Origin of the sequence: Nostoc sp. CENA543 (genome assembly GCF_002896875.1) — a bacterium.
Lineage (GTDB): Bacteria > Cyanobacteriota > Cyanobacteriia > Cyanobacteriales > Nostocaceae > Trichormus.
Genome location: NZ_CP023278.1, coordinates 5,559,107 through 5,583,703, shown reverse-complemented (window position 1 = coordinate 5,583,703; position 24,597 = coordinate 5,559,107). Strand labels below are relative to the sequence as shown.

The 24,597-nt window shown below is 40.0% G+C and carries 24 protein-coding genes; 13 read left to right on the top strand and 11 right to left on the bottom strand.

The window, feature by feature from the left end:
• Nucleotide 1 precedes the first annotated feature (1 nt).
• From CLI64_RS23305 to CLI64_RS23300, 3 genes are all read left to right on the top strand, one after another.
• Nucleotides 2-943 (top strand): SPFH domain-containing protein, encoded by a 942-nt coding sequence (locus tag CLI64_RS23305; protein ID WP_103139454.1) that lies wholly within the window; start codon nucleotides 2-4, stop codon nucleotides 941-943.
• A gap of 3 nt (nucleotides 944-946) precedes the next feature.
• Nucleotides 947-1,123: an Arc family DNA-binding protein gene (locus tag CLI64_RS30950; protein ID WP_157943315.1), complete on the top strand. Its 177-nt coding sequence runs from the start codon at nucleotides 947-949 to the stop codon at nucleotides 1,121-1,123.
• A gap of 493 nt (nucleotides 1,124-1,616) precedes the next feature.
• Nucleotides 1,617-2,060: a BON domain-containing protein gene (locus tag CLI64_RS23300; protein WP_103139453.1), complete on the top strand. Its 444-nt coding sequence runs from the start codon at nucleotides 1,617-1,619 to the stop codon at nucleotides 2,058-2,060.
• Between the two features lie 268 nt (nucleotides 2,061-2,328).
• Here the strand turns inward: CLI64_RS23300 and CLI64_RS23295 are convergent, their stop codons facing one another.
• Nucleotides 2,329-4,221, bottom strand: coding sequence for an alkaline phosphatase family protein (locus tag CLI64_RS23295; protein ID WP_225977417.1), 1,893 nt, complete (start codon nucleotides 4,219-4,221; stop codon nucleotides 2,329-2,331).
• 418 nt (nucleotides 4,222-4,639) lie between these two features.
• Here CLI64_RS23295 and CLI64_RS23290 point away from each other — a divergent pair, with 418 nt between their 5' ends.
• From CLI64_RS23290 to CLI64_RS23280, 3 genes are all read left to right on the top strand, one after another.
• Complete coding sequence (locus CLI64_RS23290) at nucleotides 4,640-6,517, top strand: lipoxygenase family protein (RefSeq protein ID WP_103139451.1); 1,878 nt, start codon at nucleotides 4,640-4,642, stop codon at nucleotides 6,515-6,517.
• A gap of 142 nt (nucleotides 6,518-6,659) precedes the next feature.
• A complete protein-coding gene (locus CLI64_RS23285) occupies nucleotides 6,660-8,009 on the top strand; it encodes a cytochrome P450 (RefSeq protein ID WP_103139450.1) in 1,350 nt (449 codons plus the stop codon).
• A 43-nt stretch (nucleotides 8,010-8,052) separates the two neighbouring features.
• A complete protein-coding gene (locus tag CLI64_RS23280) occupies nucleotides 8,053-8,607 on the top strand; it encodes a hypothetical protein (protein WP_103139449.1) in 555 nt (184 codons plus the stop codon).
• A gap of 224 nt (nucleotides 8,608-8,831) precedes the next feature.
• Here the strand turns inward: CLI64_RS23280 and CLI64_RS23275 are convergent, their stop codons facing one another.
• The 3 genes from CLI64_RS23275 to CLI64_RS23265 all read right to left on the bottom strand — a co-directional run bounded on the left by CLI64_RS23275 (nucleotide 8,832) and on the right by CLI64_RS23265 (nucleotide 12,441).
• Nucleotides 8,832-9,203: a hypothetical protein gene (locus tag CLI64_RS23275; protein ID WP_103139448.1), complete on the bottom strand. Its 372-nt coding sequence runs from the start codon at nucleotides 9,201-9,203 to the stop codon at nucleotides 8,832-8,834.
• A 574-nt stretch (nucleotides 9,204-9,777) separates the two neighbouring features.
• Nucleotides 9,778-11,580 (bottom strand): WD40 repeat domain-containing protein, encoded by a 1,803-nt coding sequence (locus tag CLI64_RS23270; protein WP_225977416.1) that lies wholly within the window; start codon nucleotides 11,578-11,580, stop codon nucleotides 9,778-9,780.
• Between the two features lie 495 nt (nucleotides 11,581-12,075).
• Nucleotides 12,076-12,441, bottom strand: a complete 366-nt coding sequence (locus tag CLI64_RS23265; RefSeq protein ID WP_103139447.1) for a hypothetical protein — start codon at nucleotides 12,439-12,441, stop codon at nucleotides 12,076-12,078.
• A gap of 453 nt (nucleotides 12,442-12,894) precedes the next feature.
• On the opposite strand from CLI64_RS23265, the gene CLI64_RS23260 reads away from it, so the two are divergent.
• The gene (locus CLI64_RS23260) at nucleotides 12,895-13,572 is read left to right on the top strand and encodes an SDR family oxidoreductase (protein WP_103139446.1); all 678 of its coding nucleotides are present in this window, start codon (nucleotides 12,895-12,897) and stop codon (nucleotides 13,570-13,572) included.
• A gap of 133 nt (nucleotides 13,573-13,705) precedes the next feature.
• Here the strand turns inward: CLI64_RS23260 and CLI64_RS23255 are convergent, their stop codons facing one another.
• Together CLI64_RS23255 and CLI64_RS23250 are read right to left on the bottom strand one after the other, a co-directional pair.
• The gene (locus CLI64_RS23255) at nucleotides 13,706-14,143 is read right to left on the bottom strand and encodes a secondary thiamine-phosphate synthase enzyme YjbQ (RefSeq protein ID WP_103139445.1); all 438 of its coding nucleotides are present in this window, start codon (nucleotides 14,141-14,143) and stop codon (nucleotides 13,706-13,708) included.
• A gap of 47 nt (nucleotides 14,144-14,190) precedes the next feature.
• On the bottom strand, nucleotides 14,191-15,360 hold the full coding sequence (locus CLI64_RS23250) for a pyridoxal phosphate-dependent aminotransferase (protein WP_103139444.1): 1,170 nt from the start codon (nucleotides 15,358-15,360) through the stop codon (nucleotides 14,191-14,193).
• Between the two features lie 261 nt (nucleotides 15,361-15,621).
• On the opposite strand from CLI64_RS23250, the gene psaX reads away from it, so the two are divergent.
• Complete coding sequence (psaX, locus tag CLI64_RS23245; protein WP_103140841.1) at nucleotides 15,622-15,756, top strand: photosystem I protein PsaX; 135 nt, start codon at nucleotides 15,622-15,624, stop codon at nucleotides 15,754-15,756.
• 84 nt (nucleotides 15,757-15,840) lie between these two features.
• Here psaX and CLI64_RS23240 read toward each other — a convergent pair whose 3' ends face one another.
• Complete coding sequence (locus CLI64_RS23240) at nucleotides 15,841-16,707, bottom strand: branched-chain amino acid ABC transporter permease (RefSeq protein ID WP_103139443.1); 867 nt, start codon at nucleotides 16,705-16,707, stop codon at nucleotides 15,841-15,843.
• 192 nt (nucleotides 16,708-16,899) lie between these two features.
• Between CLI64_RS23240 and hrmK the strand changes: the two genes are divergently transcribed.
• Both hrmK and larE read left to right on the top strand, forming a co-directional pair.
• A complete protein-coding gene (gene hrmK, locus CLI64_RS23235) occupies nucleotides 16,900-18,675 on the top strand; it encodes a hybrid histidine kinase/response regulator HrmK (RefSeq protein ID WP_103139442.1) in 1,776 nt (591 codons plus the stop codon).
• A 214-nt stretch (nucleotides 18,676-18,889) separates the two neighbouring features.
• Entirely contained in the window at nucleotides 18,890-19,705 is an 816-nt protein-coding gene (larE, locus tag CLI64_RS23230; protein WP_103139441.1) for an ATP-dependent sacrificial sulfur transferase LarE, read from the top strand.
• A gap of 212 nt (nucleotides 19,706-19,917) precedes the next feature.
• Here larE and CLI64_RS23225 read toward each other — a convergent pair whose 3' ends face one another.
• Both CLI64_RS23225 and CLI64_RS23220 read right to left on the bottom strand, forming a co-directional pair.
• Nucleotides 19,918-20,280: a DUF4864 domain-containing protein gene (locus CLI64_RS23225; RefSeq protein WP_103139440.1), complete on the bottom strand. Its 363-nt coding sequence runs from the start codon at nucleotides 20,278-20,280 to the stop codon at nucleotides 19,918-19,920.
• Between the two features lie 28 nt (nucleotides 20,281-20,308).
• A complete protein-coding gene (locus tag CLI64_RS23220) occupies nucleotides 20,309-21,436 on the bottom strand; it encodes an SGNH/GDSL hydrolase family protein (protein WP_103139439.1) in 1,128 nt (375 codons plus the stop codon).
• Between the two features lie 428 nt (nucleotides 21,437-21,864).
• On the opposite strand from CLI64_RS23220, the gene CLI64_RS23215 reads away from it, so the two are divergent.
• Nucleotides 21,865-22,059: a hypothetical protein gene (locus CLI64_RS23215; protein WP_103139438.1), complete on the top strand. Its 195-nt coding sequence runs from the start codon at nucleotides 21,865-21,867 to the stop codon at nucleotides 22,057-22,059.
• 371 nt (nucleotides 22,060-22,430) lie between these two features.
• On the opposite strand, the gene CLI64_RS23210 is transcribed toward CLI64_RS23215, so the two are convergent.
• Together CLI64_RS23210 and cynS are read right to left on the bottom strand one after the other, a co-directional pair.
• The gene (locus CLI64_RS23210; RefSeq protein WP_225977415.1) at nucleotides 22,431-23,240 is read right to left on the bottom strand and encodes a site-specific DNA-methyltransferase; all 810 of its coding nucleotides are present in this window, start codon (nucleotides 23,238-23,240) and stop codon (nucleotides 22,431-22,433) included.
• Nucleotides 23,241-23,361: 121 nt separating this feature from the next.
• Nucleotides 23,362-23,802: a cyanase gene (gene cynS, locus CLI64_RS23205; protein ID WP_103139436.1), complete on the bottom strand. Its 441-nt coding sequence runs from the start codon at nucleotides 23,800-23,802 to the stop codon at nucleotides 23,362-23,364.
• Nucleotides 23,803-24,006: 204 nt separating this feature from the next.
• Here cynS and CLI64_RS23200 point away from each other — a divergent pair, with 204 nt between their 5' ends.
• Together CLI64_RS23200 and CLI64_RS23195 are read left to right on the top strand one after the other, a co-directional pair.
• Entirely contained in the window at nucleotides 24,007-24,273 is a 267-nt protein-coding gene (locus CLI64_RS23200; protein WP_103139435.1) for a type II toxin-antitoxin system ParD family antitoxin, read from the top strand.
• Entirely contained in the window at nucleotides 24,270-24,581 is a 312-nt protein-coding gene (locus CLI64_RS23195; RefSeq protein WP_103139434.1) for a type II toxin-antitoxin system RelE/ParE family toxin, read from the top strand. Before CLI64_RS23200 ends, CLI64_RS23195 begins: the two co-directional genes overlap by 4 nt.
• The last annotated feature ends 16 nt before the right edge of the window (nucleotides 24,582-24,597 follow it).

Genomic DNA, 24,597 nt, shown 5'->3' with positions numbered 1-24,597 from the left:
TATGGAACAGAAAATCAAGGAATTTCCAGCGTTCAAGGTCAACGGCTTTATCATGTTGGCGGTGGTGGGAGCGATCGCCCTTGTAGGAGGGTGGTATATTTGGTCTAGAATTACGGGATTAGAAGCTTTATTAGCCAGAGGACTGAAAGTTACTGATTTCATCGGTGGTGACGATACCATTGCCGAGTTAGTTGCTTGGTTGACCGCTACACTTTTGATTGTGGTTATTCCGTCCTTATCGGGATTTTTTACCGTTGAACCGAATCAAGCCGTAGTGTTGGTATTTTTTGGGCAGTATATGGGGACAGTCCGAGAATCGGGCTTTTGGTGGACAAATCCCTTTGCTAGTAAACAAAAGATTTCGTTGCGGGTGCGTAACTTCAACAGTAAAATCATCAAAGTCAACGATGCTGAAGGTAGTCCTATCGAAATAGCAGCAGTTGTGGTTTGGCAGGTTTTCGACTCAGCTAAATCAAAGTTTGCTGTCGATGACTATGAAGAATTTGTGGCTATCCAAAGTGAAACTGCTATCCGTGCGTTAGCTATACGTTATCCTTACGATAGTACCGATGACACAGCTACACCATCTTTGCGGGGAATTCCCGATGAAATTGCTCAAGCCCTGCAAAAAGAACTCCAAGCCCGTTTGGAAGTCACAGGCGTAGAAGTAATTGAAGCGAGACTCTCCCATTTAGCCTACGCGCCAGAAATCGCGCAAATGATGCTGAGACGACAACAAGCCAAAGCCTTAATTGATGCACGACGGCAAATTGTAGAAGGTGCTGTGGGTATGGTGAATGAAGCCTTGAACCGTCTGAGTCAAGAACAAATGATTGATTTAGATGATGAACGCAAAGCCTCAATGATTAATAATTTATTGGTGGTGTTAACTTCTGAGCAAACCGCCCAACCTGTTATTAATACTGGCACACTTTATAACTAATCAATGGGACAAAAAAAACGATTTTTGTTACGTGTAGATGAAAAGCTGTATGAACTACTGGAGAAATGGTCAGCCGATGAATTAAGAAGTGTAAATTCACAAATTGAGTATCTGTTGACTGAAGCAGTAAAGAAAGCTGGACGATGGAAAGATAGTCAAAATCAATCAATAGACGAGTAATACCAATTTTGGATTTTGGATTTTGGATTCTGGATTGAAAGCCTAGATTCTTAGCCTATTCCCGAATCTCGCAACAATACTACCTATTCCAATTCAGTATAATCAAATTATTAGAAGCTAGAGGAGAAGAATTTTGCCTTGCCTCTAGCTTTTATAGTTTAATTGATATCACATTAGGATTGTTATACACAAATGTCTCAGTAAATTTATTGGTTTTATTTTTACAATTATTTGGTTTAACAGACTTTTTAGATATCAAGAAAAACCTTAAATTACGCATTCATATTTTAATTATTACGAGATTGCCGATAATTTTAACCTTTCCTGATAAACTTGCGGATTTTGATAATTAACAGACGAATAAGTTGCTAGATACAGCTATATGGGATTGCTGCAAATATTCCCAATTTCAACTTTCCTCGGCTGCAAACCTTTGCTCATCAAGCGAACACACATTAATTAACCGCCTCAGTTGTTTAATTAGGAGATAAACATGAAAAAGCTAGTTACATTGATAATTAGTGGTTGCTTATTGATTGGGACTTTTGGTTGTGAAGAGGGTGCTAAAAATGCTGCGGATACTACTAATACTCCCAGCGCAAATGTTAAAAAAACTACAACAAGCACAACTACAAAATCTACTGATAAATCAACAATTCTGCCCATCAGTGGTGCAGATACTAAAGCTAAAACTACCACCGATAAAACTGCAATTAGCAAAGCTGACACAGAGTTGAAAACCGCGATCGGCAAAAAGCTAGAGACTGGTTTACCAGGTAATAAATTAGTCATCGAAAATAATAATGGTGAAGTTGTCATTAAAGGTACAGCTAGTTCTAAAGCAGAACTGGTAAAGGCTGAAAAATTAGTTAAAGAAGTTACAGGCGTGAAGAGTGTGACAATAGAAGCACAAGTAAAAGCCCCCAAAAAATCTTAAGCGAAACCAATTTGAGATTTGGGATTTTGAATTAAATCTAAAATCCCAAATTTACAATCTAAAATTTGTCAAATCAAAGACCAAAAATCAGTAAGCTGTTACACCTATAAATTGCATAATTTCATTAGTCGATAAAAGCTGTAAACTTTCTCCCTTGCGCCCTGCGAATATTAATATTCAAATCAAAAGCACAACAGCTTAGTGGCGGGTTTTGGCAGATATTCACGCCCTCAAACAGATATTTTAGTTAAACCCACCCGTAAAACAATCAACTTTTTTCTACCCCTAAAGTTTGACCAGGAAATCCTGCGGTATCAAAATACCGTAAACCATCTAAAATTTGATACTTGAGAATTGTTTTTAAGCCATTAGCAGCCGTTTGAGATTCTAAAACTTTGGTACTAAATTTTAAATTTGTCTCGCCACCAATTAAAGCTTCACTTAACACCCGACCTACTAATTTACCTTTGTTAATTAACTTCAGACGTAGCACTTGCGCTAAAGTTGGTGCCACATCAGCATTACTGACGGGAGCTAAATCTTGATATCCTGACTTAAAATCAGGGCCGATCGCCGCCATAATATTGTAAGTATCAGCACGGCTAAAGCTTCCGTGCATTCCCTGACCCTGCTGTAAAGTAGTATCCGCCACTTCCGCACCGCAGGCTGTTGGTTCTGCACAACCAGTATCAAAAGAACGGAAATTTACCACAATTGAAGGTACAGGGGTAAGTGCTGTTCCTTTCAACATCACAGCACTTAAAGGTAAAGTCCCAGAAATTTTACCCAAAGCATCATCAACAAATAAACCACTGACATAATCTTGTTGTAGCAGCACTTCGACAATCTTGTTTGCCAAGGCTTTATTTCCTGTCGGTAAGTAGATTAAATCTGAACCACCATTTGCAGCCACTATGACTTCTGGTTGGTTGGGTTGTTGACCGATAATTGCATTTTGCGGATGTTGTCCCTGGGTGGGGTTAATGGGATGATTTTGATGATCTGGGTCAAATAAAGATAACTTTAAGCCGTGGGCTAAATCTATAGCTAAAAAACCAGGGGGGAGAAACCCAGAGGGGACATCTGGATAAGAGAGACTCGCCGCATAACTGGTTTTACTCTCCTTGCTAATAGTTGAAAAACCGTGGTCAGCCGTGACGAATATATTAGTAGTAGCAGCTAAACCTAAATCCTGGAGTGCAGTCTGAATTTGCGCCAAGTTCTTGTCTACATTTTGCCTGGCGGCTTGTACAGTTGCACCATTAATACCAGGGATCAGTTGATTGAGGCTATCACCTTGATTGTGTTGTGTGCCGTCGGGGTCACGCGACCAGTAGACTAAGACAAAAGGTTTTTGACGTTGTTGAAATAAAGGCAAAATAACTTTAGTGGTCACATCTGCAAAATATTGCTGTTGAATAGTGTTAGCTACCTTTGTCCCTGGGGTTTCTTTATCTCCAGATTTACCATTTTCACCCCGTTTTGGAGTGGCGAGGGGGAGAGAATTTTTTGTTAATAGTGTAGTGATTTCTGGGCTGAGGGGAATTCCTGTTGATGTTCCAGTTGCATCATCAATAATAATTGTGGGTGTGCTGGTGGCTTGGGTGACATCTTGAATTAACACAGGGCCGACTTTTCCCACGGCTGCGGTACTGAAATCTGCGGCTTTCGCCGTCGCCAGTAAAGAGGTTTCATTCAGATAATTAGCCCCAAACTGTTGGTTAACCTCCTTCAGAACAGCGTTATTTTCCAAAAAAGGAACTAGGCTATTTTTGGCACTTTTTACAGGTGCTTTGACTTTAATCACATTACTAAAATCGCCAGTGTCGCCGAGATAGTGACCGGTAGCGATCGCTGAAGCATTAGCTGTGGTAAATGTGGGAAATAATGAGTGTGTGTTAGTAAAATTTACTCCCTGTTGTTGGATTGCAGACAAAGTTGGCATATCTGTACTATTAACAGTCCCAGGACGCAGACCATCAGCAACAAAGATAATTGCATTATGTGGGCTGGCTGGCTGGTTGCGTTTTTCCAGCAAAAATGGTGTACAAGCCGCTATGAGTGCAATCACACACAGGAAAATCAGTAGCCATTGACGATATTGTGTAGAAATTCGCATAACCTCTTGGTATTTTTTACACACCAAGATTTTATTAGTCAATGGTCAATGGTCAATAGTCAATGGTTCTTTTGCTTTGTTTTTTGAGGATTCAGCACTTCTGAGTCAGGAAGCTACTCAACTTTTAACTAACCTTAACAGTATTTCTCGCTCAGAACTCAATACATAAAATTTCCTTAAAAAAGCTGCGGCGGCAAGTCTCGTTGAGATAATACCTGTAGTTGCTTTTAACTTGGTCAATTTCCAGTGGTAGAAAGAAATTTTCGGGTTAAAGGGGAGGAAATCAGGTAGAGAGGTTTTGCCAGCTATTTCTCTGTTCCCTGTTACCCGTTAATAAAATTAACCTGCTTTAAAACCGTAAAACTTGGTAAATCACCTGATTACTTACATAAGTAAATTTACAAATCCTTTGTAATTCCATCTTAAAATCTGTTGAAATAATTTGCTGTGCGGAGTTTTCATGACAAATAGTCTAACTAGTGCCACAACTAATTCCAATCTAGAATCAGCTAGAGAGCAATATAAGTATAACTACAGCTACATTCCGCCGATCGCAATGGTGGATGAACTACCAGATGGGGAAGATTTCTCCCGTCAATGGTTGCTGTTGCTGGCTAAAGAGTTAAAAGTAATTTTTGTGAATATTTTGATTACCAATAGAGGTAATCGAGGTTCGCAAAAGATTCGTGATGATGTCAGAAATTTTATTCTAGAAGTTATTCTCAAAGGTGCTATACCAGCTAACATCAGTGTAATTGCTCGATTTATGCAAATTGTCCCCCAATTGTTAATTCGGGGGTTTTCTACGGATTTTCACGAACTGGACGATCTGTTATTTTCGCTAATTAAAGAAAGTGGGCTTTTAATTCTGAGTGATTCCTTCCAACGAATTACTAAACTCCTCGACAAAGGAAAACCCACAGGCCATGTGAGTAGTTTGGCGGACTATCAAAAGTTGTTTCCCGTAATTCCCCCGCCAAAGATTGCTAAAACTTTCCAAAATGATGCTGAATTTGCCTATATGCGGGTTGCTGGCTACAATCCGGTGATGATTCAGCGAGTTAGTGAGTTAGATGAACGCTTCCCCGTTACCGATGCACAATATCAAGCCGTCATGGGTAGTGATGATTCCCTTGCCCTGGCTGGTCAAGAAGGTAGACTTTATCTAGCTGACTATGGCATTTTCAACGGTGGACTCAATGGTTCATGTCCCAGCTATCAAAAGTATCTCTATGCACCTTTAGCACTGTTTGCAGTTCCTCCAGGCTCAAACCCCAATCGTCTATTACAGCCAGTGGCGATTCAATGCGGTCAAAACCCCAAGGAAAATCCCATCATCACGCCAAAATCTAGTGAATATGCTTGGTTAATTGCTAAAGCCATCGTCCAGATTGCTGATGCTAACTTTCACGAACCAATTACCCACCTTGCCAGAACACATTTATTAGCGGGGATTTTTGCGATCGCTACCCATCGTCAACTCCCCAATTCTCATCCCCTCTACGTGCTTCTCACGCCCCATTTTGAAGGCACTTTAGCCATTAATGATGCCGCCCAACGCGCCCTAATTGCACCTTTGGGTGGGGTAGATATTTTGCTTTCATCTACTATTGATAACTCTCGTGTCTTAACTGTGCTAGGTCTGCAAAGCTATGGCTTTAATCATGCCATGTTGCCGAAACAATTCCAGCAACGGGGTGTAGATGATGCCAATCTTTTACCTGTATATCCTTATCGGGATGATGGTTTATTACTGTGGGATGCAATTCATCAATGGGTTGCCGATTACATTCAAATTTACTACCACACAGACCAAGAAATTCAAGCCGACGCATATATTCAAGCTTGGGCAAAAGAGGTACAGGCTTATGATGGTGGTCGCCTCACAGAGTTTGGTGAAGATGGCAAAATTCAGACCAGGGAATATTTAATTGATGCCGTCACCTTAATTATTTTTACCGCCAGCGTCCAACACGCCGCCGTCAACTTTCCCCAAAAAGATGTCATGGGTTATACTCCAGCCGTACCCTTAGCAGGTTATTTACCCGCCTCCATTCTTCAAGGGGAAGTTACAGAAAAAGACTATCTCAACTTTTTACCACCATTAGACCAAGCCCAACAGCAATATAATCTACTCGCCTTACTAGGTTCTGTTTATTACAACAGACTAGGGGAATACCCGCCCCAACATTTTGCTGATCCTAAAGTCGAACCCTTATTGCGATCGTTCCAAAAGAACTTACAAGAGATCGAAACCATCATCCAAAAGCGTAACAGCGATCGCCCACCCTACGAATATCTCCTACCCTCAAAAATTCCTCAAAGCATCAATATCTAAATTTGGGCATGGGGCATACAAGAGGAATTGGTGCAGGGTGCGGGGGGCAAGGGGGAGAAAAATCTCCCATTTCTCCCTCCCTGCCCCCTCCTGCCCACCCAGTCCCCAGTCCCCAGTCCCCAATCCCCAATCCCTAAAAATTATGCAACTCCAAGAAAAAGTCCTCAAAGCCCACGATCGCCAAGTCCGACTTGCATCTATTCTGGCTAAAGTCGGTAATACTAGCCCCATCGGTAGATTTTTACGGTTAATTGTCTATTACCTAGAAGCCGCAGTTATGCTAAGAAACTGGCGGAATTTTCTCTATATCCGCAAAGACAATATCGGAGAGAAATTTTTTGCCGTAGATCAAGCTGTTATTCATACTTCTTTCTCGGAAGTCAAAAAGTTGATGCAGACTCAACCGCAACTTAGGGGTAATGATTTAGGCATCATTAGAATCCTTGCGCCTAGCTATCTGCTCAATAATCCCCTGAGTTTAGGGATGAATGGTCAAGAACATCAAGGGGCGCGGGCGTTATTCTCCGAAGCCTTGCCTGATCCTTTAGAAGTATCAGAGTTATTGGGAGAACTAGTCAATCAAAATTTGGCAGATGCAGCCAAAAAAGGTGAACTACATATTGGTAATGATTTGCCAGAAATGCTGATCAGGATTCTGCACCGACTGGTGTTTGAGATCACATTAACGGAAGAAGAGGTTAAAGCTTCCAAAGGTTTTGTTAATGATATAGCGATCGCATCTTTGCCCAATTTCGTCGTCAAGTATTTACTCGCATTTAGAACCGCCCCAACTATTAAACATCGTCAGCATTTAATTGAGCGATATAAACAATCTCCTAGATGGGCAGCTTTGTTAGAGACAGGTTCTAAATATCAATTAAATGAACACCAAATTGGTAACACCTTATTTGACATGATTCATATTGCCGGTACAGCCGGGACAAGTGCGTTATTAGGTTCAGTAATTGGTGTGCTTACCCTCAAAGAAGATATTAGAAATCATGTTATCTCTGAGGTCAATACTATCTGGAATAATCAAGAAACATTCAACAAATATTCCCTAGAAAATGCCACACTCACCGAAAAAGTAATTTTAGAAACAGCCCGTCTGTATCCCCCCGTGCGATTTGTCAGTCAACTCGCCACTCAAGCTGGAGAAATTACCGTTAAGGAAACAAAATGCCCATTTCAAAAAGGAACACGGTTAATTGGTTCTGTCTTCACAGCTAACCGCGATACCAATAGATACGAAAATCCTGATAGTTTTGATATCACGCGAGATTTTTCTGATAATTTATCGTGGAATAGCCACGGACATGAGCGAATTTGTCCCGGCAGATCCTTATCAATTGGCATCATTAAAACATTCTGTCTACATCTTTTACAAAAATATCAATGGCAATCATCAACAGAAGCTAAATGGGATTTTGATAACGTTACAGCCGTTACTCCTAATGATTTAGTTCTGCAAGAATTCACTCAAAAACCCTAGTTAATCAACAATCAACAATCAACAATCAACAAAATTACTCATAATGACTAATTCAGTTGAAAAAAGAAAATTCGATGATATTGCTAGCTGGATGATTCCCACCCAAGCAACAAAATTACCCAGTGTATTAAGGGGCGTATTTTTCATGGATGGGAATCCTGCACCAGATGATTGCATTAATATGTATAACTTAGAATGGGATGAGGAAAAATACTCTTTGCTACTGTCTGTTTACGCACCTTTGCAATGGACTTTTGACGACTCAATTTGGGGATGGATATTATTGTGGTTAGTGCAACTAACTAAATTAACTTACAAACTTCAGTTTACAGACGCAACTCTACAAAAGGCGCAAGCCATACCCTTTGTTTTCGGAATAAAAATTCCCATATGGTTGATTAACGCCACTATGGAGCAAGACGAAAACTCTCAAAATGGTGATATTTGGCAACGTAAAAATATTTGGTTGAGCATTATTCCTAATTTCGCCAATTACACACTACGGAGAATTGTAGATGAACAAGGAAATTACACTCCGGCTTTTCAAGATATGCTCACCAAAGTAAAGAAAGAATGTTTGGTAATTGTTAAGGATTAAAATCTAAAGATTCAAGTTTAATATACCAAGCAAATATACCCAATCACCTCTTATACCATTTCACGAAAAACCTGATACAGATGTAAACCCTGAAAGTTTTGCTGCATCTAAGTTTTTTAATTGCGAATTGCAAATTGCGAATTGTGAATTGGTATTAGTGTTCTTCTGCGTGAACCTCAGCGATACTTTGCGTTTAAAAATTTGAGCTTGAGTTCAAGGCAATATCACAAGTCTGTCATGTTCCCTTTTTTGACGAGGTAAAGTGAACCCGGTAGCCACAACCCGACAATTAACGCCAAGCGGGAAAACATGGCTACCCAGTTGAGATGACGATCGCGGAAAATATCGTATATAGAAAAAAGGCAAGCAACCACACCAAATAAGCCAATCACCCGTAATGTAAATTTATGGCTTTGGGGAAACCAACAAGCGATCGCAAATAAGCCGCATAATCCTACTAAGGCTGCTGTACCTATGATAAATTCCAGTTGTTTATCTGGGGATCGAGTCGCAAATACACCAGGAGATTGCATCAACAAGGAAATCCCAGCCAATAATGATAGGACTCCCAGCACTTTCCAGAAAGTTCTACTCATAATAATTGTTCATTTCGCAACGCTATACTCAGATGGGTTTATGTAAAACCGCCCAGGCTGTTTTGGCAAGTATAGCCGCTATTTATTGAGAATTTATTGTTAGGAATACTTGTACATACTTCTAAGTGCTTCTTAGATAATCCCCCGACTTTTTGTTTAAACGAGCATAGCGAAATTTAAACAAAAAGTTGGGGGAGTTTCAATTTTCTCTTCTCGGTTAAGGGACTTCCAGAAAATAAATTATCCACTTTCCGAGAGAAGACATTGCTATTTTTCCCCCTGCTCCCTGCCCCCTGCCCCTCTGCCTACACAGTGATAGTATATTTTTTAAGTTGGAAGTCCCTAATTACCCAGCCTAATTAACTAGATCAAAATATACAGCAATTCCCATCCACCCACAATACACAATGGGGACACAAGATTTTGTGTCCCCATACAGTCGCCTAATTGAGCAGCAACACGAAAAATAGGTTGTTTCATCGTCTACCTTCAAGACAAAATTGAGAGCAACGGAGTTTTGAGGTAGATAAACGAGTATCAAAGACTCGTCAACGCAGTTCAGAACTAGATTAATCTAACTCCTTTGCCAAATTTTGATGGTTTTATCCAAACTACCGCTTACCAACATATCGCCGGAACTGGTAAAAGTCAGGGATGTGACAATATCGGTGTGGCCTGTAAAGGTAGCTAATAACTCACCAGAGTCAAAATGCCATAATTTGATAGTTTGATCTGCGCTGCTACTAGCAATAATTTGTTCATCAGGACTAAGAGCGATCGCATACACTTTATCTGTATGTCCCTTGAGGGTGCGAATTAATTTCCCACTCTCCAAATGCCAAATTTTAATCGTCTGATCCCAACTACCACTCACCAGCCATTGAGCATCTTTACTAATTGCTAAAGCCCGGACAATGTGAGCATGACCCATGAGAGTATGTAAAGGCTCTTTGTCTTTGACATTTTTACTATTCCAAGGTTCCGAGGTATGCCAAACTTTGATTTTACGATAGCTACCGGTAACTAAGGTTTTTCCATCCCGACTTAAAGCTAACGAATGGGCAGCTGTATCATCTAAAGATAAAATAGCTTTCACCTGACGACTCATCAAATCCCAAAACAAGATTTTTCTGTCATCGCCACCAGTTGCTAACATTCGTCCATCGGGCGTGAAGGCGACGCACCGCACTACACCGTGATGTTTGTGCAGAATATCAATTAAATCTAGTGCGCCGGTATGCCACATTTTAATTGTGGAATCTGCACCACCACTAATTAACATTTGTCCGTCGGCACTAAAAGCTAGGGAACTCACCTCATCAATGAGTCCAGACATCACCCAAGGATATTCTGACAAAGTATCAATTAAATCGCCTTTACTTAAATCCCATAACTTAGTTTCGCCACGGCTACCACTCGCTAACATTGGTACAACCACACCGTTTTCATGTTTAGAATTAAAAGCTAAACAATTAATCCCTTTAGTATGTCCTCTTAATGTTTGCCAGCATTCCCAATCACCAACAATTTCCTTTTTTGGATGGTCTGAAGATACAGTCTGAATTGTTTCAGGGATAGTTCTCTCAATCACTATAGGTAAGGTATCTTGCTGCACATCTTTTTTACAAGAAAGTGATTCTAAATACCAGCTTAAACCCCCTGCATATAACAAATTGCTGGGAGTAACATACAATTTTGGTTCTGTTAATCCGACTTGATGACTAGGTAAAAAACCTGCAATTACAGCTTGTTTTTCATAACCTAATTTTCCAGTGGATGGATAAAACAAACACAGGAAAATTAATACTTGATGATTGATTAAATCATCTTGGGTAACTGTCCAGCGAATTCTATCTTTTTTAATGCCATTAAAACTTTCACCATCAGCAACATAAACCTGCACGCTGACTTTTGGGTTATCTGTCAACAAGTAAGTAAACTTACTTTCACCGCGCAAGTTGCCTTCATCATCTAGTAGCATATTCTGCACAGTGTCTTGGGGAATTTTCTTCAGTAACTTTCCTAGACGTGTGCTGATAATGCGCTCAACAATTTGCTCCCGCAAGATATAATCTTGGGCTTGTTGCTGGAAATATGTGGGAAAAGGGATCGTCCAGTCTGGAGGTTCGGGATACTCAGGCGGTATGGGAGGCGGATTTTTTGCTAGGACTTCGGCTTGCTGGCGAGAAAATTCGATAATTTTCGCCAAAGCCTCCCCACAAAATGCCATCACTTCGCTGTGACAACCTTTCACCTGACTTTCTAATAAAGATAAATCGTAGGTTTTGGGTTTTTTCACACGTTGAAGGAAGTCAGCCTGTTGAGCTTTGAGTAAGCTAATCCAATCCATCTGCATTCCTGCGGCACAATGTTGCATACTTAGGGTAAGCTATACCAATGCAATGACTCAAGTTTATAACTTCTAGTTAATTAAAAATTCCGTAATCCTCGCAGTCTAATAGAACACAATCAAAGGTATAGTTCGCAGAGAGTATCCAATACAACAGGATGGAAACCCTTGATTGAGAATGGGACTGAAGTATTGAGAATTTAAATGATGTCCGACAATTCTAACTAATCTTAACAATGAGATACTGTTGCCCTAGAAACAGTTAAATTTCTCAAGGAGAGTATTATGGGAGAGGGTTAGACAGTCCCGACTCCCAAAGATCAGTTGTTAAGCATTTAATTTACACATTGAGGCCGCAGAGGGGCAGGGGGCAGGGGGCAAGGGAGAGGGTTTACAACTTTTGCCAACATGAATAATGATGTAATTTAAATGACGATTAGCTGAATTTAAAAGTAACTTTGTGTTACAGAAACTAATAGCGACCGGGACTATTTTGTGTTTCAGTATACATATTAGTAAATCTTAAGTTTTAGTTTCTGGGGTAGAAGACTGAATCGGCACACGATAAATATTGTTCGCTTCTAATTTTTGAATTTTTGTGTGCAGATCCAACTCATCACTACTAACGATAGTTTCTAAATTGGCAATTCTTTGTTCTAATATCTCTATGCGTTGAGCAGGAAAAGATTGAGATGGTGATTTTTTATCATCACTGTGCCAAACAGTTGCCGTACTAAAAGCTGCACCTGCGATCGCAGCTAAAGGTAAAATAGGGCCACTGCGAGTCACCGCCGAAAGTGGAATACAAATTGCGATAATTCCAACCGTCATTCCCCAAATTTTAGAAGTAGCGGCAACCCTGACATCTTCCTGTGATTGTTGCGTCATAAATTTTGCCCAGAGGATTTACTTGTACCAATTTTAGATTTGAGATTTGAAATTTTGGATGAAAAGCCTGGATTCGTAGCTGATTCCAGAATCTCGAAACCATACTACCTATCCCAATTTGGTATTAACTAGATTCGCACGATCGCTGATCAAAATACCTCCCGCATTTGGGTTAAGTATAAATACTCCCCAACCTCTGATACAATCCTGGGGGCGTGATTAATTGTCATTTTCAATCAGTGACGCTGTTCAAGACTAAGCTAATCAGCATTTAAGTTGCATAAAGCCAGGGCTAAAATCCTTACTACGAGCAAACCTGCCTGGAAAAATGAATGACGAATAGCTTATTAGCTAACCAACCCAAACTTGTCAGGCAGAAACTACCCACCTCTACTAACTAATGACTAATGACTAATGACTATTGACTTTTTGAATTTTGAATTTTGAATTGATATGGCAAGTACATCTCACATTTTCCTAGTAGGCGCGAGTCGCGGTGTTGGTAGAGAAATTGCCAATTACCTGCGTCAACAAGATATTGCTGTCACAGCACTATTGAGAAATGAAACATCCCGTACCGAGTTAGAAGCTATAGGCGTGGAAGTAGTTTTAGGGGATGCCTTAAATTTAGATGATGTAGAAAAGGCAATGATTACGGATAAAGCCGTAAACGCTGTTATCAGTACATTAGGCGGGTTGCCCTCAGACACCGAAAAACCCGATTATATAGGTAACAAAAATCTGATTGACATCGCAGTAAAAGCGAATGTCCAAAAATTTATTTTAGTAACTTCTATCGGTACGGGTAACAGTGTCGGTGCTGTGCCTCCCCAAGCTTTAAACGCATTACAATCCGTTTTAATAGAAAAAGACAAAGCCGAACAGCATTTAATTGCTAGCGGACTCACTTATACTATTGTTCGTCCTGGTGGGTTGAAATCAGAACCGCCAACAGGTAATGCGGTGTTAACCGAAGATATCCGTATTGTAGGAAGTATTCACCGTGCTGATGTAGCAGAATTGGTTTGTCGTTGTTTAACTTCTGAGAATGCGAATAATAAAGTTTTATCAGCGATAGATAAAAATATGTTGTTCACACAAACAGAATTTGTTGAATTTAGCTTAGGTTAATTGGGAATTGGGAATGGGGCATTGGGAATGGGGCATTGGGAATAGGGCATCGGGAATGGGGCATCGGGAATAATAAGTAAAAAACAAAATTACCTTTTACCTTTTGCCTTTTACCTTTTACCTTTTGCCTTTACTACTCTCCTGATATTTGTAGAAAGATAGTTCTTTTTCTTGCCCCATCTAATTCAAAGAATAGGACTGATTGCCAAGTTCCTAAAGCTAAATTACCATCAGCAATAGGGATAATTTCACTATTATTTAGCATCATTGCCATGAGGTGAGAATGAGCATTTATCGGCTCATCTTCTGGCACAATTCTTAAATGTAGGTCGTTGTGGAGGTAACGGTCTGATGCTGGTGCAAGTTTATTTAAAAATACTTTGATATCTTCTAGTAGTCTTTCTTCATCTTCATTAATAGCTAAAGCAGTGGTTGTATGTCGAGAAAATACTAATACTTGACCGTTTTTAATGCCAGTTTCTGCAATAAAATCCTTAACTTGGGGAGTGATATTATAAATATTGATTCCTGATGTGGTTTCGACTTCAATGATTTTATTAAAAATAGGCATAATAAGCAACTTACTACTTGACATTGTAATTTGTATTTTCTCACTTTTTAGTCGCCAATTATTGTTTTTAGCCCTTTAACTAATCTTGCCATTCCTACTTGCACAGTATCTTTTTGTAATGCGCCATAGGCGACTCGCAGATAACAGCCATTTTCCATGCTAAATGTTGTCCCTGGAATGACTGCAATTTGATGTTCTTTAATAAGTCGTTTAACTAATTCAAAAGCATCTATTTGTGTATGAACTTTGAGGAAGAAATAAAATGCCCCGTTAGCGGGAGTGATGGTACATAAGCCTTGTAGCTGTTGTAGATATTCTAAAACTATCTGCCGGACTTGGGCGATCGCACCAATATTTTCCTGTAAATACTCGTCTTTTGCTTGCAATGCTCCCAAGGCTGCATATTGAGACACCACTGGTGGACAAATCAAAATCGTATCTTGGACTTTCTTTATCGCTACAAGCAGATGTTTGGGTATTACCATATAGCCAATTCGCCAACTGGCAAACCCATAAGCTTTGGAAAGACTAAATAAGGAAATTGTATATTCACTACTACCAACAAATGATGCGGGGGAAACGTGTTTTACACCGTCGTAAGTAAAATATTCATAGGCTTCATCGCTAATATGATAAATTTGGTGACTGCGGCAAATTTCATTGACTTGACGCAGTAAATTTTCTGAGTAGACTACCCCTGTAGGGTTATTAGGGGAAATAGTCACAACTGCCTTAGTTTTGGGTGTAATGGCTTGTGCGATCGCTGCTGGTTGCAGTTGATAATTTTCATCAGTTTCTACCAACACCACACGACAACCAGCCATAGTAATTGCCATTTCGTGGTTGAAGTAATAAGGCGTATTTAAAATAATTTCATCCCCAGGGGAAGTAATAGCCAGAATCGCATTCATAAATGCCATATTGCTTCCCGCCGTCACCACAATGCAATTATCTGTGTTGAGCTCAATGTGATTAAATTCAACTAATTTTTTCGTCAATGCAGCCAATAAAGGCGGAATCCCCTCAACAGCTTTATATAAATTATTTGTGGGTTCGCTGAGAAATTGGGGTAAAAGTTCTATAGCTTCTGGTGGAGGATTGTAAGAAACCACACCTTGTCCCAAAGAGATTGTCCCTGGAGAACTTTGAATTAACTCCCCAACGACGGGAATAATTGGCGACTGCACCGCCTGCATTCGCGAGATGAATTGATTCATGAGGGTGAAGATAGGGTGTAAGAGGGTAGGGGTGTAGGGGTATGGGGGTGTAGGGGTGTAAGGGTTTGGGTAAGGATGTTATCAGAAGTTTTTTCCCAATCCCCAATCCCCAGTCCCCAGTCCCCAATCCCTAATCCCCGTATTTCTTAGGAATCTTTGCAGTTATCGCCAGCTCACACAAATATTTTTAAAGAATTTTGATAAATTGTCTCTCTATTTGGTATTTCTGAAACAGTCATGACATTTTTGGAGTATCCCACAATGGCTAAAATCAAAAACCCCGCCGTTGCTCAAACTGGTGCTAAACCACCCTATACTTTCCGTACAGGTTGGGCATTATTGTTACTAGCTGTTAACTTGTTGGTAGCGGCTTACTACTTCCACATCATCGAGTAGTGGGGTTGGGCATGGGGCTTAGACAATAGGGTATGAAGAAGAATAACCAATGCCCTGTTTGCCCTGTTTGCCCAATGGTGTTGCTCACATCGTTCCTTTAAATAAACCTTTGGGACGAATGAGCAGCACCACAATCATGATAAAAAGCGCAATACCTTGCTTATACTGTGAACCCAACCAAGGGGTACTAGCCTCCTGTACGATGCCAATAATAAAAGCTGCGGCGATCGCACCATAGGGATTCCCAATCCCTCCTAAAATTACCGAGGCGAATAAAGGCAGAATTAAAAACCATCCCATATTCGGGCGTACGGCTGTCAGTAAGCCATACATACTACCACCCAAGGATGTTAGTGTACCTGCAATTACCCAAGTCCATAACACAACGCGATCAACATCAATTCCTGACACCTTAGCTAAATCTAAATCATCCGCCACAGCCCGCATCGCCTTGCCGATTTTGGTATTTTGCAGCAGATAATGTAAGGCTAAAATTACCACCACTGCCAAAGCCAAAACCAAAATTTGATTTTGTGTAACTTTCAAGCCCAAAATATCTAACGCTGGAGCAATAGGTAAATCGTAATTTTGATTTTTGCCACCCCAAATTAAAATTACGCCATTACGCAAAAATAAAGCCAGTCCAATGGAGATAATGATGAGTGTGGTGGAATTAGCACGAATAGAGCGCATTTTTGACCACAATAATTTTTCTGATAACAGCATTGCCAAGACTGTACCTACAGTTGCTAACACCATAGACAGCCAAATATTTATGCCCAAAGTATTGGCGAATAATGTCAAATAAGCACCCAAAGTTAAAAAGTCACCATGAGCAAAATTTGACAACCGTAATATCCCGTAAGTGAGCGTTAATCCAACCGAACCTAAAGCAATAATGCTTCCTACAGCAATGCCGTTGACAATAAGTTGAATAATTTGTGTATCCATCAGTTTTTATCTAAAAAAGTCAGTTAAGATTCATGTGTAATGGTTAATTTGAAAATAATGTTTTTAGCTATACGGTGATTATCGACACTAATCAGTTATGATTTATCGACATTAAAGAATTGTGAGCTAATATACATAGCATCCTATTCGCAATTTTTGCGTAACTAAACTTGTCCCACGGTCTGGCTGACCATGCAGCAGTATTCAAGCTTACCAGAACACAACTCACAGGTAGATGCCACAATCCCACAACTTCGGGCTGAGTTATGGCTGGAAAGCCGCTTGAACCAGCTACAAATTCGCCTGAATGATTGCTTGCTAGCGGTAGTTAAGGGTGTCTCCACCAGCAACAATCCCGCAGCAGAAATTTGGCAAATTATGGTGGATGAAATTGGCGCGGCTTTAAACAATGGCGGCGTAACTGTTGCTGTGTGCCAACCGCAAGATACAGTTGGTAAAGTTTACTATATTTTTTGTCCCCCATCTGTTAAATCTCGTCCGTCGGTGGCGAAGTTAACACTGAAAAATGGGAAACAACTGAACCTAGAATTGAAAGCAGCAATTCAACTCGGCGATTTACAAGATTTAACAACTCAACAACTCCCCCAAGCTTGGAAATTGTCTGACGAATCAGTCGGGTTGATCGGATGGTTAGTTATAGGTACAAGCAAACCCAACGCCCAAGCGAAAGTTCTCACCGATGCGCCCACCTTACGGTTTATCGAAAAAGCCGTTCATCAGTGTGTACAAGCATGGGTTCACTGTCAACATCTACAAACTTTACAAGAGCGATCGCAGCATTTCCACGACTTAAATCAAGAATTACAACGGACAAATCAACTCAAAAATCAGTTTTTAGCTAACACTAGCCACGAAATTCGCACCCCATTAAGTTCGATTATCGGCTTTACCCACTTACTTTTAGCCCAAGGCTACGATCCCACCAGAGAACGCCACCGTGAATATCTAAACATCATTCAATCTAGTGGGAAGCATCTTTTAGCCTTAATCAACGATATTTTGGATTTGTCCAAAATCGAAGCTAATCAGCTAGAAGTGCAGTGGGAAAAAGTCGATGTGCCAGAATTATGTCGGAATCTACTCACACTAGTGAAAGAAAAAGCTGGTAACAAGGGTTTGAAATTAACTTTGGAAATCGATCCTCACGTCACAACCCTAGTTGCTGATCCTTTACGACTCAAACAGATGCTTTTGAATCTGCTATTTAATGCTGTGAAATTTACCAGCAAAGGCACTGTAGGTTTAAAAGTGATACAGCAAAATTCATTTGTGCATTTCACAGTTTGGGATACAGGCACAGGGATATCCCAAGAACATATATCTCTACTTTTTCAACCCTACTTTCAAATTCCTAATTCTTCACCAGGGCAATATGAAGGTACTGGTTTAGGTTTAGCGGTAACTCAAAAACTAGCAGCAATTCATCAAGGTTATATTGAAGTAGAGTCAGAAATTAATAGCGGTTCTCGTTTCACAATTACTTTACCACTGAAGCCACAAGGATCAGTTCTCCCTCCAGAAATCCAACAGGAAGAATTCCCAGCATCTTTACAGCCCTTACCCATCATCCCCAGCCGTTGTAGAGACATTTTACTAGTGGAAAATGATTTACCTAACGGTGAAATGATACAAATTCACCTGACGAAATTAGACTATCAGGTAACTTGGGTAAAAAACGAACAAGAAATGTGGGATGCACTCAACCACAAGCAGCCAGCTGTTATCTTAATGGATATACGCCTACCCGATAGCAACGGACTGGAGTTAATCCAACAGTTACGGGCTAACCGAGAATATCAGCAAATCCCCATTATAGCCCAAACAGCCATGTCCATGAAAGGCGATCGCGAAATCTGTCTTTCAGCCGGATTCAACGAATATATCTCCAAACCCATTGACTTATCACTCTTAGCTGATTTAGTAGCAAAATACATTCAGGTAGATTAGGGCATTGGGCATTGGGCATTGGGCATTGGGCATGGGGCGTTGGGCATTGGGCATTGGGCATTGGGCATTGGGCATGGGGCATTGGGCATGGGGCATGGGGCATTGGGCAGAGGAAGAAAAACTAATGAGTGCTGAGTGTTGAGTGTTGAGTGTTGACTAATGACTAATGACTAATGACTAATGACTAATGACTAATGACTATTGACTATTGACTATGCCGACAGAAAAACTAGAGAAACTAAAACTTTTATTTACAGAGATGGGGCAGGCTTTAATTGCCTATTCTGGTGGTGTTGATAGCACTTTGGTAGCTAAAATTGCCTATGATGTCTTGGGCGATCGCGCTTTGGCTGTGACGGCTGTTTCACCTTCGCTGTTACCAGAAGAATTGGAAGACGCGAAAATTCAAGCCGCAACAATTGGGATTCGGCATCAGATTATTCAAACCAATGAAATGGAAAATCCCAATTACACCGCTAACCCTGTAAATCGTTGTTATTTTTGCAAAAGTGAACTGCACGATCACCTCAAACCCCTAGCTTTAGAGTTGGGTTATCCCTATGTGGTAGACGGGGTAAATGCTGATGATTTACATGATTACCGCCCAGGAATTCAAGCCGCCAAAGAAAGAGGCGCGCGATCGCCTCTAGCAGAAGTTGGTGTCACCAAATTAGAAGTCCGACAACTTTCCCAACAGCTAGGTTTACCCTGGTGGGATAAACCAGCCCAACCTTGTCTGAGTTCCCGTTTTCCCTATGGTGAGGAAATTACCGTAGCTAAATTACAACGCGTCGGTAGAGCCGAAATTTACCTACGCAAACTAGGCTGGCAAAATTTGCGTGTCCGTTCCGAAGGCGACACAGCACGCATCGAACTACCACCAGAAAAAATCAAAGATTTCGTCCTGATAACAGACTTACAATCTATAGTCACCGCCTTCCAAGAATTCGGCTTTATCTACGTCACCCTAGACTTAGAAGGCTACCGGAGTGGCAAATTAAACCAAGTCCTTAATCGAGTGGGGAGTTAGTGCTGAGTGCTGAGTAATGAGTAATGAGTAATGAGTAATGAGTAATAAGTGCTGTTAGCTGTAGTGCAGTGTTTAGCCGATGCTAACTAATGACTAATGACTAATGACTAATGACTAATGACTAATGACTAATGACTAATGACTAATGACTAATGACTAATGACTAATGACTAATGACTAATGACTAATGACTAATGACTATTGACTATTGCCTAAATAGTCTCCGCCTCCACAGAAACTAAAATACAGCCGTTAATCTTCCAAGATTCATCCTGTTGCTTTTCCATGAAATATAAGGCTCTTAAGGGCTTACCATCTGGTGCTAGTAATAAAACCGGCTGAGTGATGTTGTCTTGAATGGTGGTGATTTTCTCAAAAAATACTGAACGGGGGCGGTAGACGGCTGGGTAACTTATGCTTACCATCCGCATAAAGTTATCTGCATTTTGGAACTGCTCTCTAATTCCAGGGCTAGCAAGGGCGAAAGCAGTTTGAGCATCATCTTTTTGAAATGCTGCTAGTTGTCTTTCTATAACGGAGCGTATAGCAATAAAATCGTTATCGGTAGCTTCCATAAATCTGCTATTAAATCGCCTAAAATGCTCAGTTTCTTGTTTGAGAAAGTTTGAATTCTACTTGTTGGAGGGCAAATCGCCACACATCATAACCGTCAGGAGACAAATGTATGCCATCTGTAGTTAAATCTAAGCGCAAGTTGCCGTCTGCATCGGTAAACCAGTTATGAATGTTTAAGTAGTTCACTCCTTCTTGTTTAGCAATTTGAGCAATTTTGACGTTAAGCTGACGAATACGACTATTAGAGATTGTGGATACATTAGTCGGTAGAATAGATTGCACAAATATCTGCGCCTTGGGGTGATTTTGCCTTAAGCTACGCATCATCCGGCGGTGATTTTGCAATATGGTTTCATCGCTGACACCTTTTCTGAGGTCGTTAATCCCAGCCATGATATAAATTGCTTCTGGGCGAGTTTGAGAAAATGCGCCTAATCGTTTCACTATGCCGCCAGAAGTATCGCCAGATATACCCTGATTTAGCCATAATTTACCTGTGGGCAGTTTCTTCCTGGGAAACCACAGACTCAAGGAATCACCCACTAAGATACTGAGACGATTTTTACCTTGACCTTGGGCGATCGCTTTCGCCTCTAAAGCTAGTAAACTTTTCCAATCTTCATAAGTTAATTGCTGTTTTCCTTTTGATTCTGCAAATTCTGGCTCAATGTCGGCACGGGTGTAAATTTGACCAGTTTTCAGTGCCGCCAGCCTTTGATAGTAAAGTTGATTGCCAGAAGTTAACAGTAAATTTACTGTTTGATGACTGGGGTTAAATAATAAGTCTATTGATATTGATAAATCTTGTTCAGTTAAAAGTTTCTTCTCACTAGCCCTTGGCTCAGAAGCTTCGGAAGCCAGTAAAATTTGACTGCTTAATTCCGGTAAGGAAAAATTCAGCAGTTGAGACAACAATTTTTGATTTGTTTGTAGTTTTAAATTTGCTTGTGTTTGTAATAATTTGCGGCTAAATTCTGGAGGTGATACATTCGGTTTGAGGTGATGCTTGGCATCTGTGATTGTCTGTGAGTCTTGTTTTGTCACCCACTGGGAATTATGTTTATCCGGCGATTTAATTGACAATTGTGGAAAAGCTGATGCCGGTATTGCCAATCCTGTTAACAAACCTACTGCCAACAGATAAGAATCCCTCATCGCTGTTTCTCTCCTCTTATTAGTGCTTTTCCTTTTGACAGTCTTAGTTGTCCGTATTCAGGAAATTTTACGGTGGTTAAAATATCATTCTTATGTATAATGTATATTTCTGTAAACCAGGTTAACGATATTATCTCTGACAATTTACAAATTCTTTAAAGCGTATATTTTCTAGTATATAGACGAGATACCCTGAAAACCTCATATCCAGTTGATGAAGTAGCATATTTGTGGATATCAATACTCCTAGATAATATTTCTTATTTTTGTTATTAAATTTACAGTATAAACTATTACAATATACGTGAATTCCTGCATTGAAACATTTATTTATCTGTTCTGACATATTTAAATTCAATTCAATTGATGAATAAGCTGGTAATAAGTGCTAAGATTTAGGCGAAGTAATCGTTTTTCCCTGTAATTTTGTGGCTAGAGCTAGTACAGCAATTGGTGTCAGTCCAATTATTAAAGAAATAGTGCAGAAACAAGCACATTCCACCCGTTTAACTCTCAAAGAGGTCATCCTCATGGGAATGTTAGCGATAGATAAGCTTGATGATCAAAGTCGTCAAGAATTAGCAGATAAAGTCCATCAAATGCAAGTAAATGGTGAAATCTAATATCTGCTGACTAAAGTTAATAGTCCCTATTACACAGCCCATATAGCAGCAAAAATTTATCATCGAGAAAACAGCAGTTAAATCGAGCATGATTTGGTATACGATTTTCACACCTTGAATCAAGCAAGAGTTTCCTAAATTCTTGTCTACTAACTTGTGTCTCCTTTGGCTCCTGCGAATTTTAGATTTTAAATTTCAGATGATGGAATTGAATCCCCAGTAAGGACGTGTTTGAGAAAATATCTATTTTTCTAACGTGAATGTCTCTCATCACCCGCCCCTACAAATCTAAAATCTAGAATCGGTTAACTGCTGAATTATAAATTCTTGCTGTTATTTAAAATAATTGCCATTAACTAACCGACTATTAACTAATCACCAAATCGATAACGACTTCCTACAACATAATCCTGATTTATCTCGCATGAAATCCATCGACGCTGTAAAGTTTCAGCAACAAACCCAGTAGTATTAGAACCCGCAAACGGATCTAACACTAAATCACCCTCATCAGTTAAAAACTTGATGAAGAATTCCGCAAACCCTTGGGGAAATCTGGCTGGGTGGGGTTTGACTCCGGCTGCTTTACAACGTCGTAAATAAACACTATTAGATTCAGTGTTAGCAATTTCTAATAAATTTGGCGGAATCGCGCCTTGGTTATCTTTCTGGAACTTTTCAGAAATCTCATGTCCACTAGGACGAATTTTCGCTTTATAGCCGTTTTTGAGTAACCGCTTCATACTGTGGCTATAGGGTTTCAATACTTTTCTGTTATCGGCTTTGGGGTGGGGTGTTTTAGATAACCACCAAACAACGTTTACCGCATCTTTGACACGTATCCTTCTAATTGTCACCCATTCGGCTGGTGTGGGTAATCGTGCTGGGTTGTAATGATAGAATTCCTGGGCGAGAAAAAAACCGACTTCCTGACATAATCTAACTAAAAGTTCATATTGGTAAATACTGCGTACAGGATTACCAGGAAGATACGCACCGCCTAAATCCAGAACAAAAGAACCATTTTCAGCTAAAACACGTTTAAATTGATGCGCGAAAGGTAAAAACCATTCAATATATTTATCTGCACTGGTATTACCGTATTCTTTCTGGCGTGTTAAAGCAAATGGTGGTGAAGTGAGAATTAAGTTAATGCTGCTGTCTGGGATAGTGGTAATCATTTCCAGACTATCCCCTAAATAGGCTTGTCCGTGTTGTTGTTTGTAATAGGGCGAAAAGTCGATAATTGTTCTGGTTGTTGTTTGTTGTGAATTTAAATGATGTGTTGAGAGTCTTTATAGATTACCACTTTTTGTAGGGTAAGAATTTACCAGACATAGTAATTTTAACGCGATCGCCTTTCGGATCTGCTTCTTTCTCCACATCCATAGTAAAGTCTATAGCACTCATAATCCCATCACCAAACTTTTCCTGAATTACGTCCTTGAGTGGAAAGCCATAGACCTGCATAATCTCATAAAAGCGATAAATCAAAGGATCAGTCGGAACAACAGGCCCCAATCCCTTGACTGGGTATGCAGTTAACTCTGGCAGGTAGACATAACCTAAGCCGAGTGCATCTAAAATTAACTTAGCCTCTTCCTCAGACACACTAGCTTGACGGTAAAATACAGCCGCAATCCAGACTTCATCACGACCTAGAATTTTTTCTAAATCTGCAAAGCTGATTCCTTTTTCTTTCTTAGCTGCGAGTAGCGTCTGTGTAATTTCAGGGATAGACATACAATTGCTTCTTGAAATACTTCGTAGTAGGTTTCTTGACGAAGTTTAAGTCACAACTGCTATTTTGTAAATAAATCTCCACACCCTAGAAAGCATAGGAAATAACTTTATATATATGAACATTGCTTATTTAAAACTAAGACGCAACGATTCTAAGCAAGAGAATTATCATAGAATATACAAAGGCTTAATCGCATAATAGTTATGAATATCCAAATTCAGCCGGAATTAGAAAAGATTATCCAAGACCAAATTGCCACAGGTAGATATGCTAATGCAGAAGATGTAATTAGCAAGGCTTTAAAATTACTTTTAGAGTGGGAAAAAGGTTATCAAGACTGGGTAGATGAAACAAGAGATAAGGTTAATATTGCTATTGAGCAATTGGATAGAGGAGAAGGTATTGAAGGGGATATTGTAATTGAACAGTTGCGTGATAAATTACGTCAAGCAAGAGATGTGCAAGGATGAAAAGACATATTATTTCTCCTGAAGCGAGTCGAGATTTATCAGACATTATTGATTATTTTGCATATAGGAATATAGATGCAGGAGAAAGATTTATTGATGAATTTGAGAAAAAATGCAAATATTTAGCTAACTTTCCCAACATGGGGCGTAGCTACAGCAATATCAGAGTTGATTTGCGGGGTCTTCCCTTGGACGGTTATGTTATTCTTTATCGAGTTATCGATAGTGGTATTGAAATTGTACGCGTAGTTAGTGGTTATCGAGATTTAGAATCTTTGTTTGGGGAATCGATGGATACTGGAAAATAACCAGTTGAGTGAAGCA

Bases quoted from the DNA above. Each gene is read 5' to 3' on its own strand.
- CLI64_RS23305 (WP_103139454.1), top strand. From the start codon at position 2: ATGGAACAGAAAATCAAGGAATTTCCAGCGTTCAAGGTCAACGGCTTT.
- CLI64_RS30950 (WP_157943315.1), top strand. From the start codon at position 947: ATGGGACAAAAAAAACGATTTTTGTTACGTGTAGATGAAAAGCTGTAT.
- CLI64_RS23300 (WP_103139453.1), top strand. From the start codon at position 1,617: ATGAAAAAGCTAGTTACATTGATAATTAGTGGTTGCTTATTGATTGGG.
- CLI64_RS23290 (WP_103139451.1), top strand. From the start codon at position 4,640: ATGACAAATAGTCTAACTAGTGCCACAACTAATTCCAATCTAGAATCA.
- CLI64_RS23285 (WP_103139450.1), top strand. From the start codon at position 6,660: ATGCAACTCCAAGAAAAAGTCCTCAAAGCCCACGATCGCCAAGTCCGA.
- CLI64_RS23280 (WP_103139449.1), top strand. From the start codon at position 8,053: ATGACTAATTCAGTTGAAAAAAGAAAATTCGATGATATTGCTAGCTGG.
- CLI64_RS23275 (WP_103139448.1), bottom strand. From the start codon at position 9,203: ATGAGTAGAACTTTCTGGAAAGTGCTGGGAGTCCTATCATTATTGGCT.
- CLI64_RS23270 (WP_225977416.1), bottom strand. From the start codon at position 11,580: ATGCAACATTGTGCCGCAGGAATGCAGATGGATTGGATTAGCTTACTC.
- CLI64_RS23265 (WP_103139447.1), bottom strand. From the start codon at position 12,441: ATGACGCAACAATCACAGGAAGATGTCAGGGTTGCCGCTACTTCTAAA.
- CLI64_RS23260 (WP_103139446.1), top strand. From the start codon at position 12,895: ATGGCAAGTACATCTCACATTTTCCTAGTAGGCGCGAGTCGCGGTGTT.
- CLI64_RS23255 (WP_103139445.1), bottom strand. From the start codon at position 14,143: ATGCCTATTTTTAATAAAATCATTGAAGTCGAAACCACATCAGGAATC.
- CLI64_RS23250 (WP_103139444.1), bottom strand. From the start codon at position 15,360: ATGAATCAATTCATCTCGCGAATGCAGGCGGTGCAGTCGCCAATTATT.
- psaX (WP_103140841.1), top strand. From the start codon at position 15,622: ATGGCTAAAATCAAAAACCCCGCCGTTGCTCAAACTGGTGCTAAACCA.
- CLI64_RS23240 (WP_103139443.1), bottom strand. From the start codon at position 16,707: ATGGATACACAAATTATTCAACTTATTGTCAACGGCATTGCTGTAGGA.
- hrmK (WP_103139442.1), top strand. From the start codon at position 16,900: ATGCAGCAGTATTCAAGCTTACCAGAACACAACTCACAGGTAGATGCC.
- larE (WP_103139441.1), top strand. From the start codon at position 18,890: ATGCCGACAGAAAAACTAGAGAAACTAAAACTTTTATTTACAGAGATG.
- CLI64_RS23225 (WP_103139440.1), bottom strand. From the start codon at position 20,280: ATGGAAGCTACCGATAACGATTTTATTGCTATACGCTCCGTTATAGAA.
- CLI64_RS23220 (WP_103139439.1), bottom strand. From the start codon at position 21,436: ATGAGGGATTCTTATCTGTTGGCAGTAGGTTTGTTAACAGGATTGGCA.
- CLI64_RS23210 (WP_225977415.1), bottom strand. From the start codon at position 23,240: ATGATTACCACTATCCCAGACAGCAGCATTAACTTAATTCTCACTTCA.
- cynS (WP_103139436.1), bottom strand. From the start codon at position 23,802: ATGTCTATCCCTGAAATTACACAGACGCTACTCGCAGCTAAGAAAGAA.
- CLI64_RS23200 (WP_103139435.1), top strand. From the start codon at position 24,007: ATGAATATCCAAATTCAGCCGGAATTAGAAAAGATTATCCAAGACCAA.
- CLI64_RS23195 (WP_103139434.1), top strand. From the start codon at position 24,270: ATGAAAAGACATATTATTTCTCCTGAAGCGAGTCGAGATTTATCAGAC.